The sequence below is a fragment of the Psychromonas sp. KJ10-2 genome (assembly GCF_047323255.1).
Classification (GTDB): domain Bacteria; phylum Pseudomonadota; class Gammaproteobacteria; order Enterobacterales; family Psychromonadaceae; genus Psychromonas.
In genome coordinates this window covers 3,181,034-3,199,431 of record NZ_CP178827.1, presented here as the reverse complement: position 1 = coordinate 3,199,431, position 18,398 = coordinate 3,181,034, and the positions used below count along the sequence as shown (strand labels likewise).

Here is an 18,398-nt window from a genome sequence, read left to right as displayed (position 1 = left end):
ACCTACTTAGTGCTAATTTCTTGAATAACTTGATCTGAGATATCTAAGCCAGGTTTAGAGAATACAATTTGCTCACCATTTAAGATAATGTCGTATTGACCTTCTTTCGCAATGCTACTGATCACATCACGTACTACCGCTAATGTTTTTTGTTGCTCTTCACTTTGACGACGACGCTGATCTTCTTCAAAGGCTTTACGACTTAATTTGTACTCAGATACTTTAACTTCTAGCTCACGTTGTAATTTAGTCACTTCGCTCTTACCTAACAACTCACCATCTTTCTGAATTTTAGTTTGTAAGCTTTTGATATCTTTTTCTAGAGACTGTAATTTCTCGTAACGGCCTTTAAACTCTGATTCTAGTTTTTTAATTATTTGCGCACGTTGTGGAGATTCTTGCATTACTTTTGATGGAAATACTACACCAATTTTTTGTGCTTCTGCTGCGTTTGCGGCTGAAATGGCACCCATTGCAGTTGCTAATGTAATAACTTTTAAAAGGTCTTCATGTTGTAACTCCGTCTTAATAAAATTAGTTTTAAAATAAAAAATAAGTGCGCTAATGCGCACTTTCATTGGCTTAATCAATCAAAAAACAACTAGAAAACATCACCAATATTAAATGAGAAGATTTCAGTTGTATCACCAGCGTAATCTTTCAATGGTACAGCTAACGTAAAGACTAATGGCCCTAACGGCGATACCCATGTTAATTGAGTACCCATTGAAACACGTGTTCGTCCCGGTTTAGAGTAGTCGCCTGCGTAATCACAATTACGAGAACAACTGTAAGAAGAATATGTATCGTAATCAAACTCCGTATCCCATACTTCACCGGCATCAACGAACACACTACTACGTAATTGTCTTGAGTAAGCTTCATCTAAGAACGGTGTTGGGAAGATAAGTTCCGCACTTAATGTATATTTTGCGTTACCACCTACTGCACTACTCGTATAAGTATTAGTGGTATTACCACTATTGTTCACACCAGTATAGAAAGCACGCGGGCCAACTGAATTACTAGAGAAACCACGTATCGTACGGTAACCGCCCACATAGTAGTTTTCAAAGAAAGGTAAAATTTGGTCACTGCCTTCGAAAGTTCCGTAACCATTACCGTAACCTAGGCTACCACGTAACAATGTCGTCCATGATCCATCTAACGTCAAACGTTGATAATTACGAATATCAAAATTGAGTTTAAAATATTGTAAATCTGAACCAGGAGTTGTCATTTCTCCTTTCAGTGTATGTGACATACCTTGTGTAGCTAGTTGACCTCTATCCAAGTTATTACGAGTCCAGGTCGCACTAACATCAAAGTTTTTAAAGTTTGCACTGCCATCAGACTTTTGGAATGAACCATAAATATCCCAGAAATCACTTAATTGCTCATAACCATTTAATTGTGAAATACCGTTATTTTCCCAACCGATACTAAAGCCTAAACGGTTAATTTCATTAACAGGGAAACCAGCACTCAATTTAAGTCCATAAGTGGTATTGGTATAATCCACGATGTTGGCATCACCCGCTTCAAATTTATTGTAATAAATTTGAGCACCGCCACTCACACCATCTTTTGTTAAGTAAGGTGTGCTGTAACTCAGGTCTGCACTTAAACTATAATCATTGACTTTAGTTTGTAATGAGATTTTATCACCACTACCAAGGAAGTTACTTTCAGAGATACCACCGCTTAAACTAACACCTGAATCGGTACCAAAACCAATACCAGCATTAAAGCTACCAGAAGATTGCTCTTCCACTTTGACATTGATATCGACTAAGTCATCACTAACACGTTCAGTATCTATATCCACTTTCGAGAAATAACCTAACCGATTTAAACGCGCACGTGAAAGCTCGATGTTTTCACTAGATAACCAGCCACCTTCCATTTGACGCATTTCTCGACGTAGTACCACATCTTTAGTTGCAGTATTACCTGAAATATTAATATATCTTACATAACCACGTTGACCAGGGTCGACAGAAAAATTAACAACAACGGTATTAGTTTCATCATCAATCTCAGGGTAAGTGTTAATTTGAGGGAAGGCATACCCCAAACGACCAAAGTATTTACTGATGCTTTGCTCTACAGCAGCGACTTCTGACGCAGCATACACATCACCTTTCTTAAACGAGACTAAGCTCTTAATATCGTCATCATGGCCTAATAAATCACCAATAAAGGTAACATCAGAGACGTTATAAACATCACCTTCTTGTACGTTAACAGTAACGTAAACGCCTTTTTTATTGGGTCTCAAAGCGACTTGTGTTTCATCAATTTTAAAACGGATATAACCGCGGTCTAGGTAGTAACTTTTAATCACTTCTAGGTCACCCGACAATTTTTGCTTCTGGTAGTTATCATCGGCAAACAGATCCCACCAACCAGCAGATTCACTTAGGGTTAAACGTTTTAATAGTTGTTCATCTGAATAGACACTATTACCAACAATATTGATTTGTTCGATTTTAGCGGTTAAGCCTTCACGGAAAACAAATTGCAGCGAGACACGGTTTCTTGGTAAAGGTGTCACAATAGTTTCTACTTGTGCACTGTATTTACCTACACTGTGATAAAAATCTTCTAAGCTTTTTTCAATACTGGTTAATACCGTTCTATCTAAAGTATCACCCACTTGAATTGATGAAGACTTTAATGAATCTAAGATTTGCTCTTCACTTAACTTATCATTACCTGTTAATTCAATGGCACTGATCGTTGGACGCTCTTTCACTTTAAAAACAAGAACAGAATCATCTCTAAATAATTGAATCGATTCAAAGTAACTGGTGCTATATAACTTTTTAATCGCTTGAGACAAATCATAATCGTCAACTTGGTCACCTTCACGGATCGGTAAGCTCAATAATGCCGCACCTAAAGTGACACGTTGTAAGCCTTCAAATTGTAAATCGGAAATAGTGAACTCTTCAGCAGCAACAAAGTTAGAAAAGCACCCTGTGACAGTCAAGGCCATGGCCAACAAATATTTCTTAAACATTCTCTACGAAATCCTTTACTGCACTGGAGTGCAAAACAGTTTAAACATATAGATTAATAGCGCAGTGTATCATCATCATTTAATGATAATTACTCTCACTGATGATTTATTTGTACTTTTATAATAAATTAAGGTCATTCAATACGGCGATTGACATAAAAGTAACCAATACCGCCGCACCGATTTTAAAACCAATCTCTTGAACTCGTTCAGAGACTTCTTTGCCTGTTACGGCCTCGATGAAGTAATACACTAAGTGTCCTCCATCTAATACAGGTAATGGGATCAAGTTCATAATACCCAAGTTAACACTGATCAGCGCAATAAACCCTAAAAAGTAAACAAACCCGTAATCAGCACTCATACCAGCGCCTTTAGCGATACCAATTGGCCCACTTAAATTTTTAACCGACAAATCACCAGTGACTAGCTTAACTAAGGTACTAAAGGTCAGCTCGGATAGTTGCCAAGTTTTATCAATACCTTTCAGCGCCGCATCCACAACACCATATTGTAAATTAACACGAAACTGTTCCGGGTATGGATCAACTTGTGGTGCTAAGCCAATAAAGCCTTGGATCGATCCATCACTTAGCTCACGTGCATCGGGCGTTAATGATAGAGTTTCAATTTGTGCTTGTCTTTCAACCTGTAACTGTAATGTATTATTGGCATTTGCTTGAATCAATTTAACAAAGCTACTCCAATCATTAAGTGGCTGCTGATTAATGGAAATTAATTTATCTCCCACTAATAAACCACTGCGTTGCGCAGCACTATCATCGCTGATGTTATCCGCCACTAAATGTACCTGTGGAGAGTAAGGAATAAAACCTAGGCTACTAACCACTGATTGTTGCTTAGGATCAAAAGTCCAATGTTGTAATGAGACTGTATAAGTTTGGCTTGGTTCATTAACTATTTGTGAGTTCGAGCGCAAAATAGGGGCAATGGTCAAATCAACACTTTGTTCGCCAATTTGCCCAACTAAGGCTAAATTCAATGCTTCCCAATCTTGCACCGCTTCACCGTTCACCGCTTCCACTTCAAACCATTGCTGTTGGATAACACTAACAGGAGAGCCTTGCTGTACTCCATTCATGATTGGTTTAGCACTATTAACGCCAATACTGTACATCATGAAGAATGCAACAATAGCTAATAGGAAGTTCGCCAGAGGACCAGCAGCAACAATCGCAATGCGTTGCCACACGGTTTTATTATTAAAAGCCAAGTCAGCCAACTCTTCAGGAACGTCTTCAACGCGCCCATCTAACATTTTAACGTAACCGCCTAGAGGGATAGCAGCCACTGCAAACTCGGTTCCGTGCTTATCTACTTTTTTGAATAATACTTTACCAAAGCCCAGTGAAAAACGATGTACCTTTACGCCGCAACGACGAGCAACCCAAAAATGCCCATATTCATGAATCGCCACCAAAATACTTAAGGCGATAATGAATGAGGCAGTATTCCAGAGAAAGTCTAACAAGTGATACCTCGATTAATAACGTCAGCAGCTGACTGTCTGGCTATTTTATCGATCAACAGTAACTCGTCAATTGTTGATATTGTTTGTGGGGTTAACTGATTTAAAACACTTTCAACGACCACAGCTATCGCAGGAAAAGAGATACGCTCGTCTAAGAAAGCTTTTACTGCCACTTCATTAGCGGCATTTAGCGTAGTGGTAGCATGCTGTCCTTCATAACAAGCATCTATTGCCAACTTTAAGCAAGGGTAACGATTAAAGTCAGGGGCAACAAAACTAAAATCATTGCTACTAAAGAAATCAAAATTATCCACACCACTTTTAATACGTTTTTCACCGCCCATAACATGCGCAATAGGAACACGCATATCAGGGTTACCCATTTGCGAAATCACACTACCGTCTTGGTATTGCACCATAGAGTGGATCACTGACTGAGGATGAATAATCACTTGTAGTTGTTCTTTATTTGCATTGAACAACCATTTCGCTTCTATGTACTCTAAACCTTTATTCATCATAGTCGCTGAATCGATGGATATTTTCGGTCCCATTGACCAATTTGGGTGTTGCACAGCGATTGCAGGAGTGATCTCAGAGAATTCAGATAAGGCCTTATTAAGGAATGGACCACCTGAGCCAGTTAGTAATATTTTAGACACACCTGCTTCTTGTAAATCACAGTGACCAATTGTTGCTTGTAATGCTGGTGACATAGACTGGAAAATCGCATTATGTTCACTATCAACGGGCCAAAGCTTGGCACCTGATGCTTTAACCGCTTCAATGAAGAGTGCCCCAGACATCACTAAAGATTCTTTATTGGCTAAAAAATCTCTTTACCAGCATATACTGCTGCTAATGTGGTTTTTAAGCCAACGGCTCCCACAATTGCAGCCATCACCGAATCAATTTGTTCGCTGCCTAATAATGCCAGCACATCTTGTTCATTAAGCACTTCACAAGGTAAGTTATGCGCTTGTAACTGCTGCTTTAGTTGTTCCGACGCCTGTTGATTTGCTAATCCCACATAACGCGGTTTAAACTCAACACACAGCGCCAACATTTTTTGTACGTTGCTAGCAGCATAAAGAAACTGTACTTTATATAAATTGGGGTTATGGCGACAAACACTTAATGTACTATCACCAATAGATCCAGTTGCGCCTAAAACAGCTAATTTTTTGATCATTACGCTAACCAGTAAATATAGATAAGTGCAAACACAGGAATAGCCGCTGTTAAGCTATCAATACGGTCTAAAATACCACCATGACCAGGCAACAAATTACCACTGTCTTTTAAGCCCGCTTCACGTTTGAAAATACTTTCTGTTAAGTCACCTAGGGCAGACACTAAAGTAGTGATAATAGAAGCAATGAAAAAGACCAATAACTTGCTTTCTGCTATTGCAAAATATTGACTAGCAAAATAAGCTACAATCACTGCACAGAATAAACCACCTAATAAGCCTTCAATCGTCTTACTCGGGCTAACGTTAGGCGCTAACTTGTGTTTACCAAACTGTCGTCCAGCAAAATAAGCACCAGAATCTGCCGCCCACACCAACAGGAACACATACATCACTAATTGTGAACCAAAGTAGAAGTCAGCATTCATATTAACTGAACGTAATACCACTAACCCCCAGAAGAAAGGTAATAAGGTTAATAAGCCAAATCCCCCTTTAATCATCGGACTTTCTTTCCAGCTTGATGCAGAGCCTGGGTAACCAATCACCATTAGTAATGCGAGGCACCACCAAACAGCTGCAACGACTAAACCAGAAGAGATAAATGAATTTAAGGTTTGCCCTAACCAGATATGTTCAACAGGCATTAAAAACAGCGTAACTCCGAGGATCAAAGCAAAAAGATATAACAGTTTAGAAGAAGGGGTTTTACTGACAAATCCCGCCCACTCTTTAGTCGCTAATAAAAACACCACGGATGCGAATAAAATAAAAAATTGAAGCGGTAAAAAGAAAATAGCAGCAATCGCTAATGGCGCTAAAATAAGCGCAGTTAAAATTCGTTGTTTCACAGAAAAGTCCCGTTATTATCTGTAGACCAAAAATACCTAGTTGGCATCAATTAGCAGTTTACTTGCGCACTAGTTTGTCCAAAACGTCGCTCTTTACCTGAGAATACATCGAGTGCTAACTGAAACGCTTCCGCATCAAAATCTGGCCATAATGTATCAGTAAAATAAAGCTCAGCGTATGCCAGTTGCCATAATAAAAAGTTACTAATACGGTAATCACCGCCAGTACGAATCATTAGGTCTACGCTAGGTAGGTCACCTAAACTTAGGGTTTTACATAATACGTTTTCATCGATCTGATCGACGCTTAACTCACCACTTTCTACTTGGCTAGCAATCTGCTTAGTGGCATTCGTAATATCCCAACGTCCACCATAATTAGCCGCAACATTTAACGCTAAGCCAGTATTATCTTTAGTTAACTCCTGCCCCTCTTTCACTTTCTTTTGCAGTCGCTCACTAAAGCCAGAAATATCACCAATGATGGTCAGTTTAATATTACTCTTATGTAACTTTTTGATTTCACGACCTAAAACCATGAAGAAGAGCTCCATTAACATGCTCACTTCTTGCTCTGGACGTTTCCAATTTTCGCTACTAAAAGCAAAAATAGTTAATGCTTCAAGTTTAGTGTCTCTTGCAAAGGTGATTGTTTTGCGTAACGCAGTGACGCCATGTTTATGGCCAAAAACGCGATGTTTACCTTGTTTTTCAGACCAACGACCATTTCCGTCCATGATAATAGCAACGTGTCTTGGTAGTTTGTTATTAAGCGATTCTGAAGTCACAGTAATCCTTTACAAAAAGTAAAATGCACCTGATACATAGTAGAAGGTGCATATATTTAATAATAGCCAGAATTAAACTTCTAACAATTCAGCTTCTTTCACCGCTAATACTTCATCTACTTTTTTGATGCTTTCGTTAGTCGCTTTTTGAACTAATTCTTCACCTTGACGTTGCTGGTCTTCACTGATCTCTTTCTCTTTCTCAAGATCTTTAAAGTCACCGTTTGCATCACGACGAATATTACGGATAGCAATACGCGTGTTTTCAGCTTCGCCACGTACCACTTTAATTAGGTCTTTACGACGCTCTTCAGTTAATGGAGGTAACGGGATACGGATAACTGTGCCAGCTGACATAGGGTTTAAACCTAAGTTAGAGCCCATGATCGCTTTTTCTACAGCAGCAATTAATGTTGCATCAAATACCGTAATCGTTAATGTACGTGCATCTTCAGTTGATACGTTACCTACTTGACGTAATGGTGTGTTTGAACCGTAATAAGGCACCATGATACCGTCTAGTAAGCTAGGGTGTGCACGACCAGTACGCACTTTTGCTAATTGGCTTTTAAATGATTCGATACTCTTGTTCATGCGTGTTTGAGCATCATCTTTGATTTCGTTAATCATATCTTTTCCTAACTTATTGAGTCTATATCAACACTATTTGATTGATAGTTAAATATTTTCTTCTGCGTGAGTAATAGTTGTACCTTCATCACCACCTAAAACAACACGACTTAATGCACCAGGTTTATTCATGTTAAATACACGAATTGGCAAGCTATGGTCACGTGCTAAGGTAAAGGCAGCTAAATCCATCACTTGCAGCTCTTTTTCTAATACTGTTTGGTAATCTAATACACTGTACAGTTTAGCATCAGGGTTTTTAACAGGGTCTGCGTCGTAAACACCATCTACTTTTGTTCCTTTTAATACTGCATCTGCTTCGATTTCGATACCACGTAAACAGGCTGCAGAATCAGTAGTAAAGAATGGGTTACCAGTACCTGCAGAGAAGATAACTACTGTACCTAGTTTTAAATACTTAATCGCTTCAGCCCAGTTATAATCATCACATACACCGTTTAATGGGATAGCCGACATTAAGCGAGAGTTCACGTGTGAACGATGTAATGCATCACGCATTGCTAAACCGTTCATTACCGTTGCTAACATGCCCATGTGATCACCTACAACACGATTCATACCAGCTTGTGCTAAGCCAGCACCACGGAAGATATTACCGCCACCAATAACCAAACCAACTTGAACACCAGATTCAATTAAAGATTTGATCTCTAAGGCCATGCGATCTAGCACTTTTGGGTCAATACCGAACCCTTCTTCACCAACGAGAGCCTCGCCACTCAATTTTAATAAAATACGACGATAAGCAGATTTTGGGTTAGTGCTCATAATTCCATTCCTTAAGTTGAAATAATACCGATTTTTTAAAAAATTTTCAAAAGAGTTTTAAAAAATAGGACTAAAGTAGGTGATTATTCGGAAAATTTCTATTACTTTTTAATATAAAAGAACCGCAGTCATGCCGCGGTTCTTTTTTACAACGGCCTATGTGTTAAACATTACCTATTATTTTTGAAGTAGATTACTTAGCAGCAGCCATTGTTGCAGCAACTTCAGCAGCAAAATCTTCTTCTTTTTTCTCAATACCTTCACCAACTTCTAGGCGAACAAACGAAACAACGTCTGCACTTGCACCTTTAAGAAGTTTAGCAACAGAGATTGATGGGTCTTTAATGAAAGATTGACCAGTTAAACTTACTTCACCAGTAAATTTAGCCATACGACCATTAACCATCTTCTCTGCGATTTCAGCAGGCTTGCCACTTTCAATCGCGATTTGTAATTGAATTTCTTTTTCTTTAGCAACTACGTCTGCAGGTACATCTTCAGGCTTAACAAACTGAGGAGCAGCTGCTGCAACGTGCATTGCGATATCTTTAGCTAGTTCAGCGTCACCGCCAGTTAGCACAGAGATAACACCGATTTTACGGCTGTGTACGTAAGCGCCTAGGTTTTCACCTTCAACGATTTGTAAACGACGTACAGAAATGTTTTCACCGATTTTAGCAACTAAAAGTTCACGTGCTTCGTCAACTGTAATGTCATCGTATGCAAGTGCGTTTAGTGCTTCAACTGAGTCAACTTTGTTTGCAAGTGCAATATCAGCTACTTTTTCAGCGAATGCTAAGAAGCTTTTATCCATTGCAACGAAGTCTGTTTCACAGTTAACTTCAATGATTAATGCTGTAGTACCGTCTGTTTTAGCAAAGATAGCGCCTTCAGCAGCGATACGGCCTGCTTTTTTAGCTGCTTTAATTGCACCTGATTTACGCATATTTTCAATTGCAAGCTCGATGTCGCCATCTGCCTCAACTAATGCTTTTTTACAATCCATCATACCCGCAGCTGTGCGGTCACGAAGTTCTTTAACTTGCTTAGCTGTAATAGCCATCGTTTGAATTCCTATATTATTTCTATAAAAAAGGGGTCATATAGACCCCTGATAACCAACCAAATATTGGTTAATAAGAGCTTCTATTTAAAGAAGAGCTTATTTCTCAGCTGATTCTTCTTCAACAAAACCTTCAGCGACTACTACTTCTGCAGTACGGCCTTCTTTAACAGCTTCAGCAGCTGCACTTAAGTAAAGCTTAACTGCACGGATAGCATCATCATTACCAGGAACGATGTAATCGATGTTATCTGGGCAAGAGTTAGTATCTACAACAGCGATAACTGGAATACCTAGGTTATTCGCTTCTTTAATTGCAATGTGCTCGTGATCTGCATCGATTACGAAGATTGCATCTGGGATACCACCCATGTTTTTGATACCACCAAGTGTTTTTTCAAGCTTTTCTAATTCACGAGTACGCATTAGCGCTTCTTTCTTAGTTAGCTTGTCAAAAGTACCGTCTTGGCTTTGAGTTTCAAGATCTTTCAAACGTTTGATCGATTGACGAACTGTTTTCCAGTTAGTCAACATACCACCTAACCAGCGGTGATCTACGTAAAACTGATCACATGAAATAGCAGCTTCTTTAACAGCTTCTGAAGCTGCACGTTTAGTACCAACAAAAAGGATTTTACCTTTTTTAGCTGCTTTAGCTTCTAAGAAGTTAAGCGCTTGGTTAAACATTGGAACTGTTTTTTCAAGGTTGATGATATGAACTTTGTTACGAGCACCAAAAATGAATGGTTTCATTTTTGGGTTCCAGTAACGAGTTTGGTGACCGAAGTGAACGCCTGCTTGTAGCATATCGCGCATTGATACTGTTGCCATTTGAATTTCCTCTTAAGGGGTTAGGCCTCCACACATCCCATACACTCGACCATTTATTTCTTAAACAGAAAAAGGCACCCCGAGTGACGTGTCGATGCGTGTGTGTTATTTAAATAATAATCTTTAATATTCAATATGTTATAGATATCAAACAGATTATTTGGATTATTTGAGAAAGCGATCAAAAAATTAATCTATCAATCTCGGTGCGCTTTATACCATAGTTACTAAATTAGCTCAATAAATAGTGTATCGAATAACTTTTTTTAAGTCTATTATTTAATCAGAGTAAGCCCCTCCTTTAAACCGACTTGTTATTATTTTGTCTAGCACCAGCGCCCAAAATTCTTTATAGTTACGCTATAAATTTTTATTCAAAAAAGTGTAGAGAACTCTCATGGCAGGACTAATCAAAACCCCAGAAGAAATAGAGAAAATGCGCGTTGCTGGTCAACAAGCAGCTGATGTATTAACTATGATTGAACCGCATATCAAAAAAGGTGTAACAACCAATGAGTTGAATCAACTTTGTCACGACTACATAGTCAATGTGCAAGGCGGTATTCCAGCACCTTTAAATTACCACGGTTTTCCTAAATCAATCTGTACTTCATTAAACTACGTTGTATGTCACGGTATTCCAAATGACAAACCACTAAAAGACGGCGATGCGCTGAATATTGATATCACAGTAATCAAAGACGGTTATCACGGCGACACATCAAAAATGTTCATGGTTGGTAAAGGTACTATCCTTGCGGAACGTCTATCTCGTGTAGCACAAGAATGTCTATACATTGGTATCAACATGGTTAAACCAGGCGCTCGCCTAGGTGATATCGGTGCGGCAATTCAAAAACATGCAGAAAACCATAACTACTCAATCGTACGTGAATATTGCGGCCATGGTATTGGTGCTGGTTTCCATGAAGAACCACAAGTATTACATTACGGTAAAAAAGGCACAGGCGAAGTCTTAAAAGCAGGACAATGTTTTACTATTGAACCTATGCTTAATGCCGGTAAAGCAGCCTGTAAAGTATTGCGTGACGAATGGACTGTTGTCACTAAAGATAAAAAATTATCTGCACAATGGGAACATACTTTATTAGTAACAGAAACGGGTGTTGAAATTTTAACATTACGTCCTGAAGAGACAATAGAGCGTATTATTAACCCAGCATAAATGTAAAAATAGCCTGTGCACACCCTCTTCTGTGCAGGCTTCAATATCGAGGCTATAGATGGACTTTGAACAGTATTCTCCGCTAAATATTCAACCAAAAGATCTCACGATTCCTTTTCTCAAAAATCACCTCCAAGCATTTTCTGACTGGCAACTTGAGCAGTTTAAAGCTAAACAACACATTAACGATATTGTTGCCATGCGAGCCTTATATGTAGATGAATTGTTAGGTCGGTTATGGGATTTTGTAGGGCTGGATGAAAGTTACGATCTCAGTCTATTAGCAGTAGGTGGATACGGTCGTGGAGAGTTACATCCAAAGTCTGATATTGATCTATTAATACTATCTGACCATGGGTTTAGTAAAACCTCTGAAGGAAAAATAGGCCAGTTAATTACGTTGCTTTGGGATTTAAAGTTAGATGTAGGTAATAGTGTCCGCACCATCCAAGATTGTATTGAGCAAGGCAAAGCAGATATTACTATTGCCACCAGCATGATTGAGTCTCGTTTATTAAAAGGTAATCAACAAACCTTTGATAAGCTACAAGAAGTGATTGCAGAAGATGATTTTTGGCCATCGGATAAGTTTTTCACTATCAAAAAAGAGGAACAATTTGGCCGTCATAAAAATTGTAGAGGTGATGGTTATACACTAGAACCCGATATTAAAAATGGCTGTGGTGGTTTACGAGATATTCAAACGATTGCTTGGGTATCTAAACGTCATTTTGATGCGCAAAGCTTATTAGAGTTGACTTCATACGGTTATATTACTCAAGCCGAATACCATGAGATTAGTGACTGCCAATCGCAGTTATGGATGATTCGTTTTGCTGTTCATACCGTCACTAATCGCCCTGACAACCGCTTATTATTTGATTTTCAAAGTGATGTAGCCAAGTTATTAGGTTACACAGGGCAACGTAACGAAGCCGTAGAGCAGATGATGAAAATGTTCTACCAAACGATTCGTCGCGTTAAAGAACTGAATGAGATGCTATTACAGTACTTTGATGAAGCTATCTTAGGGAATGTTGCCACAGAGTTTCATGATATCGATGATAACTTTAGAATACGTGGTAATAAAATTGAATTAACCACCTCTGGTTATTTCCAAGAAAATCCTGAAGCTATTATTCAATTGTTTGTCCATATCGCCGATGACAAACGTATCAAAGGGATCTATTCAGCAACCTTAAGGGAACTCCGTGAAGCTCGCCGATGCTTAACCCATTGGTTGCAAAACATCCCAGAGTGTCGTTCGGTCTTTATGGAGATTATCAGGCACCCTAGAGGCATGGGGTTACCTTTCACTCTAATGTATGAACATGGTGTATTAGCCGCTTATATTCCACAATGGAGTCGTATTGTCGGGCAGATGCAATTTGATCTATTCCATGCTTATACGGTAGATGCACATACACATAAACTGGCTAAATTAATTAATAATTACCCTAATAGTAAAGCAGAGCACCCTTTAGCCCATGAGATATTCAAAGGCTTAGAAAAACCTGAACTACTATTTTTAGCCACTATTTTCCATGATATTGCCAAAGGTCAGCAAGGCGATCACTCGACCCTAGGTGCTGTAGATGCCTTAGCATTTTGTGGCCTGCACGGTTTAACTCGTCATGAAAGTAAAGTTGTGGCTTGGTTAGTAGAGCATCACTTAACCATGTCTGTAACAGCACAACGTCGTGATATTAGTGATCCTAACGTAATCATTGAGTTTGCTAAAACAGTCAGGGACGAGAAACACCTGAATCTACTTTATTGTCTGACAGTGGCAGATATTTGTGCCACCAATGAAGAAACATGGAATAGCTGGAAAGCTTCACTGTTACGTGATTTATACTATAAAACCTTAACAGCGTTACGTCGTGGTTTGGAAAACCCACCTGATGTACGTGACCGTATTCGCGATCGTCAGCAAAAAGCATTAACCGTTTTAGCTAACCAAGGCATTAGTGAAGAGCATGTGCGACCGCTATGGAAACGCTTCAGACTCAACTATTTTTTCCGCTATACCTCAGCGCAAATCTGTTGGCATACAAAGCATCTATTAACACATCAAGATCACGATCGCCCTTTAGTGTTAATCAGCACTGAAAATGCCCGTGGTAGTGAGATATTCGTATACAGTAAAGATATTCGTACTCTGTTTTCATCAGTGGTAACTGAGATTGATAATAAGAAACTCAGTGTACAAGATGCAAAAATACTATCTAGCCGTGATAATTACTCACTAAGTACCTTTACCGTCTTAGAAGAAGATGGTGAGCATATTGACGTGGATAAAATTCAGCGTGTTAAAGAAGCGATCATTGATACTTTATTAAAACCGCACATAGTGAACTCCAACATTATTCGATTAGAGCGAGTAAAAAGACCTTTTAAATTTGAACCACAAATTACCTTTTTACCAACCCGCCGTAAACGCACTCAAATTGAAGTAGTTGCCTTTGATGCACCAGGTATTTTAGCCAATATAGGCACAGTATTTGTGGACCATGGTTTAATGCTAGATACCGCAAAAATCACCACCATAGGTGAAAGAGCAGAGGATCTATTCATTGTTTCTACAGTTGAAGGTGATGCATTAACCAAGGAACAAGAAGACGCGTTAAAAGCTAGCCTAATGTATGAGTTAAGCCCAAGTACATAATGCTGCGTAAGTAGTAACTATAAAAAAGCCAGTGACTTAATTAAGCACTGGCTTTTTACTAGATAAGGAAATGTAAACGATAGGATGATTGAACTAATCCTCAAAAACCACAAAGTCATGATTCAGCAAGCTTAGAGATACCTTGTCTCCCACCTTAAAGAATACGCTATCACAAGTATGATTACTGTATTTAATCAGGAACTCTTGACCAGCAAACTGCGCGGTTATCTGTTGAGAAGGTCCTTGAAAATCGACCTGTTTAACAACAGCCTGACCCTGCATGTCTGGGGAGATATCAATATGTTCAGGCCTCAATAATAAGCGTAATTTTACAGTTTTAGACTGCTCAATCTTATTGTGTGTATTCAGTACACCAAAGCAACTTTGATAGCTGTAGTCATCAATAATACTCAAATCAATATAGTTAGTTTGGCCTATAAAGTCAGCTACATAGATTGAATTAGGCGCTCGATATAATTGTTGTGCGGTATCGATTTGCACTATTTTTCCAGCCTTCATCAAAGCAATACGATCTGCAAAGGCAAACCCTTCTTCTTTAGAATGGGTTACAAACAAGGCACTCATTTGACGTTGTTTAAACAAATGACGAATTTCATGAATCAATTGAAAACGTACATGCTGATCCAAGTTGGAAAAAGGTTCATCCAATAACATCAAATCTGGTTGATAAGCTAATGCACGAGCAATGGCAATACGCTGCTGTTGACCACCAGACAATTGATGTGGAAACGCTTCCCCATCTCACTGAGTTGAACTAAAGACAGCACTTCTGCAACACGTTGCTGCTTTTCACTTTTAGGCATCTTACTCGCTAATGAGAAAGCTACGTTATCAAACACATTCAAGTGAGGAAATAGTGCGTAATCTTGGAAAATAAGCCCAATTTTTCTAAGCTCAGGAGGCATATTAATATGTGGATCGTTCAGTACTTTTTGTTGAATACTAATATGACCAGAAAGTTCAGCTTGTAGACCAGCAACAGCCCTCAATAAAGTGGTTTTACCACAACCACTTTCACCAAGTAGGCAAACAATCTCGTTGTCCTTTAACGTTAAATTTAAGCCAGTTAATACCGCTGTTTTTTGATATGAACAACTTAGGTTTTGAATATTTAATGCACTCATTAATGCTTTTGCTCCAATAAACGATTCACCACAATAAAGGGAATTAAGCCTAATGCAATGATCATTAAAGCAGGTAAGGCCGCATACTCAATCATCTCATCGGATACATATTGATACACGTAAGTAGCCAGAGTTTCAAAGTTGAATGGACGTAACAATAACGCCGCGGGTAACTCTTTCATTGATTCTATAAAAACTAAAATAAAGGCGGTTAATAAGCCTTTTTTAATCAGTGGTATATTCACTCGCCACAGTGTTTTAGCAGGCCCGTTACCTAAGCTTCTTGATGCTAAATCTAAAGATGGTGAAACCTGCACTAAACTGCTATCCACACTACCAACAGCAATGGCACTAAAACGCACTAAATAGCCTAACACTAACACCACTAATGACCCAGAAAATAACAGCCCTACAGGCGATAACTCCCATCGATGCAGAAACTCATGAAGTAACAAATCTAAACTAGTTAATGGAATCAACACCCCTATCGCTACCACAGTACCAGGTACAGCATAACCTAAAGAAGATAAGCGGATACTCGACTTAGCAAATACACTGGACTTAAACGTTGATAAAAATTCACCACGAGTGCAACCAATAGCGCCAGTATAGCCACTAAAAAGGCTAACCAGAGACTATTCACAGTATAATTAAACAGCTGCTCGTTTAATGACTCACTAAAATAGTGGAAGGCGTAATATAACAAGGTACCAATCGGGATAAATAAAGATAAACCTATTAACGACCAAGTAAAAATCAACACGCCCCACTTTTTCCAACCAGTAAGATGGAAGCGTAAATCGTTACTGCCACTACTATTACGTTGATGGAGTTGTTGTTTACGGCGACTATAGTTTTCTAAAGAAATTAAAATCACTAGCGCTAATAACATCAAAGACGAAATTTTTGCAGCGGTTGTTAAACTCCCTAACTCTAACCAAGTATCATAGATAGCCGTGGTCAGTGTATGTACTGCAAAGTAGTTAACGGTGGCGAAGTCACCTAAGGTTTCCATCGCGATCAAAGAGATACCAACAGCCATTGCCGACCGTGACAGTGGAATACTCACTCGCCAAAATGCCTGATAAGGTGATAACCCTAAGGTTCTTGCTGCCTGAAACAATCCAGCAGACTGTGTTAAAAAAGCACCACGGAGTAATAGATATAAATAAGGAAAAAGTGATAAGGCTAAAACAAATGAAGCGCCAAACAGTGTGCGAATATCTGGGAAGTAATAATCATGAATAGATTCCCAACCAAACCAATCTCGCAGAGTAAGCTGAACAGGGCCTGCAAAGTCTAAGAGATCCGTATACACAATAGCTACAATGTAGGGAGGCATCGCCAAGGGTAACATTAAAATCCACTGTAACTTTTGTCGCGTTGGGAATTCACAACAAGCAACAAACCATGCACAGGGTAAGGCAAAGACCAGACTAATTAATACAACTAACACAATCACCAACACAGAGTTGCTGATATAAGTCGGTAAAACGGTATTTAAAAGGTGTTGAAAACTGCCACTTTGATCAAAACTAAAAGCGTTTAAAAAGATGGCAAGAACAGGGGATAACAAAATACAAGTTACTAACCAAGGTAGTAACTTGTATGGGTTGAACGATTTAGAGATCAAATTTCACTTCATCCAGTAACTTAATAGCTGCTTCATGCTGTGCAGCTACCTCTGATAATTTAAGCTCATCTTCTTTAAATTGTCCCCAAGATGCAACTAATTTCGAAGGTTTAACCCCTTCTTTTACTGGGTATTCGTAATTGATTTCCGCATACATCTCTTGAGCAACATCACCCGATAAGAATTCCATCAGTTTAATTGCATTAGTTTTGTTAGGCGCATGCTTCACTAAAGCGATACCACTAACATTCATATGTGTACCCGTTGTTGCTTGATTAGGGAAGTTGATATGCACTGATTCCGCCCAAGAAATCTGTTTTGGATCATTGAGCATTTTGCCAAGATAGTAACTGTTAGTTAATGCGTAATCACATAAACCTTCTTTTACTGCTTTCACTTGTGCACGGTCGTTACCCTGTGGTTTACGCGCTAAGTTAGCTTTTAAACCTTCTAACCAAGTTTTTGCTTTTGCTTCACCTTCATGGGCAATAATAGAAGCTAATAATGAAACATTGTATGGATGTTTACCAGAGCGCATACATACCTTGCCTTTAAAAGCAGGGGTAGCAAGGTCTTGATAAGTAATAGTTGGTGCAGGGCCAACACGCTCAACAGAAGAATAGATATTACGAGTACGGCTAGTTAGCGCAAACCATTGTTTCTTTTCACCTTGAAATTTACTTGGAATATTACGATCTAACACTTCACTATTTACTGGTTGCGCTAAGCCATCTTCAGTAAATAAAGCTAAACGACTAAAATCAGAGGTTAACATAAGGTCAGCTGTTGATAACTGCCCTTCTCGTTTAATACGCTCAATCAAGCCTTTTTTAGCAAATAAAATATTCACTTTGATACCTGTTTCGGCAGTGAATTCTTTCATCATAGGCTCAACCAAAAAAGGTTGGCGATAAGAATAAACATTAACCTCTTCAGCCGCTAATGACATTGAGCTAGCCAGCACAGAAGCACCAGCAAACAAGACAGTTAAACCTTTTTTAATAGACATATCTCTTCCTTTGAATAAGTGTATAAGTTAATTTCAAACTCATTCTATTGATAATAGTTCTTATTTTCAAGACATAAACTGTCGTTAGATCTCTTT

General features: G+C 38.8%; 14 protein-coding genes and 2 pseudogenes. 2 read left to right on the top strand and 14 right to left on the bottom strand.

What is annotated here, in order from left to right:
* Nucleotides 1–2: 2 nt before the first annotated feature.
* The 10 genes and pseudogenes from ACLKL2_RS15635 to rpsB form a co-directional block, all read right to left on the bottom strand.
* Complete coding sequence (locus ACLKL2_RS15635; protein WP_413692419.1) at nt 3–572, bottom strand: OmpH family outer membrane protein; 570 nt, start codon at nt 570–572, stop codon at nt 3–5.
* A 29-nt stretch (nt 573–601) separates the two neighbouring features.
* The gene (gene bamA / locus ACLKL2_RS15630) at nt 602–3,025 is read right to left on the bottom strand and encodes an outer membrane protein assembly factor BamA (RefSeq protein WP_413692418.1); all 2,424 of its coding nucleotides are present in this window, start codon (nt 3,023–3,025) and stop codon (nt 602–604) included.
* A 118-nt stretch (nt 3,026–3,143) separates the two neighbouring features.
* Nucleotides 3,144–4,517, bottom strand: a complete 1,374-nt coding sequence (gene rseP, locus ACLKL2_RS15625; RefSeq protein WP_413692417.1) for a sigma E protease regulator RseP — start codon at nt 4,515–4,517, stop codon at nt 3,144–3,146.
* A pseudogene (gene ispC, locus ACLKL2_RS15620) lies at nt 4,511–5,706 on the bottom strand (1-deoxy-D-xylulose-5-phosphate reductoisomerase). Before ispC ends, rseP begins: the two are co-directional and overlap by 7 nt.
* Nucleotides 5,707–5,708: 2 nt before the next feature.
* Complete coding sequence (locus ACLKL2_RS15615; RefSeq protein ID WP_413692416.1) at nt 5,709–6,560, bottom strand: phosphatidate cytidylyltransferase; 852 nt, start codon at nt 6,558–6,560, stop codon at nt 5,709–5,711.
* Nucleotides 6,561–6,610: 50 nt separating this feature from the next.
* Entirely contained in the window at nt 6,611–7,354 is a 744-nt protein-coding gene (gene uppS, locus ACLKL2_RS15610; RefSeq protein ID WP_113817953.1) for a polyprenyl diphosphate synthase, read from the bottom strand.
* 66 nt (nt 7,355–7,420) lie between these two features.
* The gene (gene frr, locus ACLKL2_RS15605) at nt 7,421–7,978 is read right to left on the bottom strand and encodes a ribosome recycling factor (protein ID WP_113817954.1); all 558 of its coding nucleotides are present in this window, start codon (nt 7,976–7,978) and stop codon (nt 7,421–7,423) included.
* A 48-nt stretch (nt 7,979–8,026) separates the two neighbouring features.
* Nucleotides 8,027–8,767 carry a UMP kinase gene (gene pyrH / locus ACLKL2_RS15600; RefSeq protein WP_113817955.1) on the bottom strand — a complete coding sequence of 247 codons (741 nt, stop codon included), beginning with the start codon at nt 8,765–8,767 and terminating at the stop codon, nt 8,027–8,029.
* A 193-nt stretch (nt 8,768–8,960) separates the two neighbouring features.
* Nucleotides 8,961–9,830, bottom strand: coding sequence for a translation elongation factor Ts (gene tsf / locus ACLKL2_RS15595; RefSeq protein WP_113817956.1), 870 nt, complete (start codon nt 9,828–9,830; stop codon nt 8,961–8,963).
* Between the two features lie 99 nt (nt 9,831–9,929).
* Complete coding sequence (gene rpsB / locus ACLKL2_RS15590) at nt 9,930–10,661, bottom strand: 30S ribosomal protein S2 (protein ID WP_113817957.1); 732 nt, start codon at nt 10,659–10,661, stop codon at nt 9,930–9,932.
* A gap of 397 nt (nt 10,662–11,058) precedes the next feature.
* Here rpsB and map point away from each other — a divergent pair, with 397 nt between their 5' ends.
* Nucleotides 11,059–11,847, top strand: coding sequence for a type I methionyl aminopeptidase (map, locus tag ACLKL2_RS15585; RefSeq protein WP_413692415.1), 789 nt, complete (start codon nt 11,059–11,061; stop codon nt 11,845–11,847).
* Nucleotides 11,848–11,905: 58 nt separating this feature from the next.
* Nucleotides 11,906–14,515 carry a [protein-PII] uridylyltransferase gene (glnD, locus tag ACLKL2_RS15580; protein WP_413692414.1) on the top strand — a complete coding sequence of 870 codons (2,610 nt, stop codon included), beginning with the start codon at nt 11,906–11,908 and terminating at the stop codon, nt 14,513–14,515.
* 93 nt (nt 14,516–14,608) lie between these two features.
* Here the strand turns inward: glnD and ACLKL2_RS15575 are convergent, their stop codons facing one another.
* From ACLKL2_RS15575 to ACLKL2_RS15560, 4 genes and pseudogenes are all read right to left on the bottom strand, one after another.
* Nucleotides 14,609–15,253: an ABC transporter ATP-binding protein gene (locus tag ACLKL2_RS15575; RefSeq protein WP_413692413.1), complete on the bottom strand. Its 645-nt coding sequence runs from the start codon at nt 15,251–15,253 to the stop codon at nt 14,609–14,611.
* On the bottom strand, nt 15,208–15,660 hold the full coding sequence (locus tag ACLKL2_RS15570) for an ATP-binding cassette domain-containing protein (protein ID WP_413692412.1): 453 nt from the start codon (nt 15,658–15,660) through the stop codon (nt 15,208–15,210). Before ACLKL2_RS15570 ends, ACLKL2_RS15575 begins: the two co-directional genes overlap by 46 nt.
* A pseudogene (locus ACLKL2_RS15565) lies at nt 15,660–17,293 on the bottom strand (ABC transporter permease). Before ACLKL2_RS15565 ends, ACLKL2_RS15570 begins: the two are co-directional and overlap by 1 nt.
* A complete protein-coding gene (locus ACLKL2_RS15560; protein ID WP_413692411.1) occupies nt 17,283–18,302 on the bottom strand; it encodes a Fe(3+) ABC transporter substrate-binding protein in 1,020 nt (339 codons plus the stop codon). Before ACLKL2_RS15560 ends, ACLKL2_RS15565 begins: the two are co-directional and overlap by 11 nt.
* Nucleotides 18,303–18,398: the final 96 nt, after the last annotated feature.